General features: G+C 43.2%; 3 pseudogenes. All 3 read left to right on the top strand.

Annotated elements, in window-relative coordinates:
* Positions 1 to 363 (top strand): annotated as a pseudogene (locus AB4238_RS05665) (ISAs1 family transposase); the annotation flags it as partial.
* An 11-nt stretch (positions 364 to 374) separates the two neighbouring features.
* Positions 375 to 901 (top strand): annotated as a pseudogene (locus AB4238_RS05660) (IS3 family transposase); the annotation flags it as partial.
* A 95-nt stretch (positions 902 to 996) separates the two neighbouring features.
* A pseudogene (locus AB4238_RS05655) lies at positions 997 to 1325 on the top strand (transposase); the annotation flags it as partial.

The raw sequence follows: 1325 nt of genomic DNA, 5'->3' as shown, positions 1-1325 counted from the left end.
GGACTCAAAAGCATAGTGATGGTTGAAAAGTTCTGCCAGGAAAAGGGAAAGAAACTCGATTTAGAGTACCGTTACTACATCAGCTCAAAGGAGCTTACCGCCGAGCAAGCCGCTAGTGCGGTTAGAGAGCATTGGGGCATTGAATCGATGCATTGGGTGCTTGATGTAAGTATGAATGAGGATGCGTGTCAGATATACAAGGATAATGGTGCAGAAAACCTAGCGTGCTTACGGCATATGAGTCTGAATATGCTTCAAGAAGAGTCAACTAAACTCAGTCTCGTTGGAAAACAAAAACGGTGTATGATGAATACATCAATGCTGGAGGCTGTGTTGAGTGCAGGTTTTAACGGTGCGGTTAAAAACCAGCCACTCACACGGTCACCCTGCATCCTAACTGACTGAGAGAGAAGACGGTTGAACGCGCTAAAGAGGACCTCGTTAGCGATATCACTTATGTAAAATCAGATGAGGGAACGCACTATTTATCGCTGGTTACAGATGCATATTCCAGAAAGATAATGGGATACGAACTAAGCGATGAGATGAAAGCCTCTGATGTTGTTAAGGCCTTGGATATGACGATAAAGAATCGGATAACAACGGGTAATATAATTCACCACTCAGACAGAGGAATACAGTACTGCTCAGAGAATACCAAATGACATTAGCTGCCAACGGTATCACGCCATCAATGACAGATGGATATGACTGCTACCACAATGCACTGGCGGAGAGGGTGAATGGTATTTTGAAACATGAGTTTTTGCTTTATCGTTGCCGAACGATGAAAGAGCTTGGCGTTTTAGTCAAAGAATCAATAGAGATTTATAACCAGTTACGGCCGCATCTTAGTTTAGGAATGAAAACCCCGAACGAGGTGCATGAAAAAGCTAGTTGAAAATACCAACTGGCTTAATAAAAACCGTCAACCTATTTTAGTAGTGTTCAAAGTTCTGTGTCATTTCAGTAGAATATCCAAAACAGGAATGACACATGACCCAGCCATTTGATTTTGACCAAGCCCTTAAAGCATTACAAGCAGGAAAAAGCCTGACAGGTAAAGACAGTGTACTTGGCCCGCTTATCAAGCAACTTACAGAAGCTGCACTGACTGCGGAGTTAGAGCAGCACTTAGAGAATGCACCTCAACCCAATCGTAAGAACGGTACAACGCCCAAGACAATCAAACACCCTTCAGGAAGCTTTGAGCTTGATGCGCCCAGAGATAGAAATGGCACCTTTTGAGCCGCAGCTCATTAAGAAAGGACAAACAACACTAACTGATGAAATAGACCGCAAAATCCTCTCAATGTTTAGCATGG

The sequence above is a fragment of the Shewanella sp. 10N.286.45.A1 genome, from assembly GCF_041470405.1.
Classification (GTDB): Bacteria; Pseudomonadota; Gammaproteobacteria; order Enterobacterales; family Shewanellaceae; genus Shewanella.
This window is presented reverse-complemented; position numbering and strand designations above follow the sequence as displayed.